At 63.2% G+C, this 865-nt stretch carries 1 protein-coding gene and 1 pseudogene; both read left to right on the top strand.

Annotated features, from left to right (window positions below; genetic code table 11):
* The coding region (locus EN994_RS33460; RefSeq protein ID WP_245466172.1) for a PfkB family carbohydrate kinase at positions 1-501 on the top strand (501 nt) is incomplete at its 5' end.
* A 57-nt stretch (positions 502-558) separates the two neighbouring features.
* Positions 559-865 (top strand): annotated as a pseudogene (locus tag EN994_RS33455) (spermidine/putrescine ABC transporter substrate-binding protein); the annotation flags it as partial.

Raw genomic sequence — 865 nt, 5'->3', positions numbered from 1 at the left:
GGTATTCCCTTCGTCTTCGACCCGACGCCGGTCATCACGGACATTCCGCGTCCCATCCTGTCGCGGGTGCTTGCCCGCACCACATGGCTGAGCTGCAACACGACGGAAGCCGCCGAGATTGCCGGCCCAGGCGATGTCGAGGGCCTCGCGGTACGGCTGCTGGGCGACCACTGCCCGAAAGCAGCGGGCGTGGTCATCCGCTCCGGGGCAAAGGGTTGCCATATCAGGTTGGCCGACGGCACGGCGCAGACCGTTGCCGGCTTCAAAGTCACCGCCATCGACACCAATGGCGCCGGCGACACCCATATCGGTGCTTTCGTCAGCGCGCTGGCGCACGGCATCCCGCCCTTCGAGGCAGCGCGCTATGCCAATGCGGCAGCGGCCATATCGGTCACCCGCCATGGCGGCTCGTCGGCGCCGACCGACCACCAAATCCAGACATTCCTGAGCCATGCCGCCGACCCGTCGGGAGCAGGCCGGACACAGAAGGCCAATGCATAACAGCTGGAAAGCCTGACAAGCCCGGGAACCGGGCAAACCCACAGAGAGGAACCAACCATGCGCATGCCTGACTTGACTGCTCTGCTGACGGCGACCGCCGTCTTTACCTCCGCACTCGCGTTCGCTGCCAAGGCTGACGAAGTGCATGTGCTCAACTGGAAGGGATACGGCGCCGACGAACCATGGGCGGTGGAGGCTTTCGAAAAAGCGACCGGCAACAAGGTCGTCAACGACTTCTTCAATTCCGAACAGGAAATGCTGACCAAGATCCGGACCAATCCCGGCCTCTACGACGTGGTCATGATCAATGCCGCCTTCAACGACCAGGCGATGGACGGCAAACTGATCCAGCCGATCGACGTCT

The sequence above is a fragment of the Mesorhizobium sp. M7A.F.Ca.CA.002.09.1.1 genome (assembly GCF_003998555.1).
In the GTDB taxonomy this organism is placed as follows: Bacteria; Pseudomonadota; Alphaproteobacteria; order Rhizobiales; family Rhizobiaceae; genus Mesorhizobium; species Mesorhizobium ciceri.
This window is presented reverse-complemented; position numbering and strand designations above follow the sequence as displayed.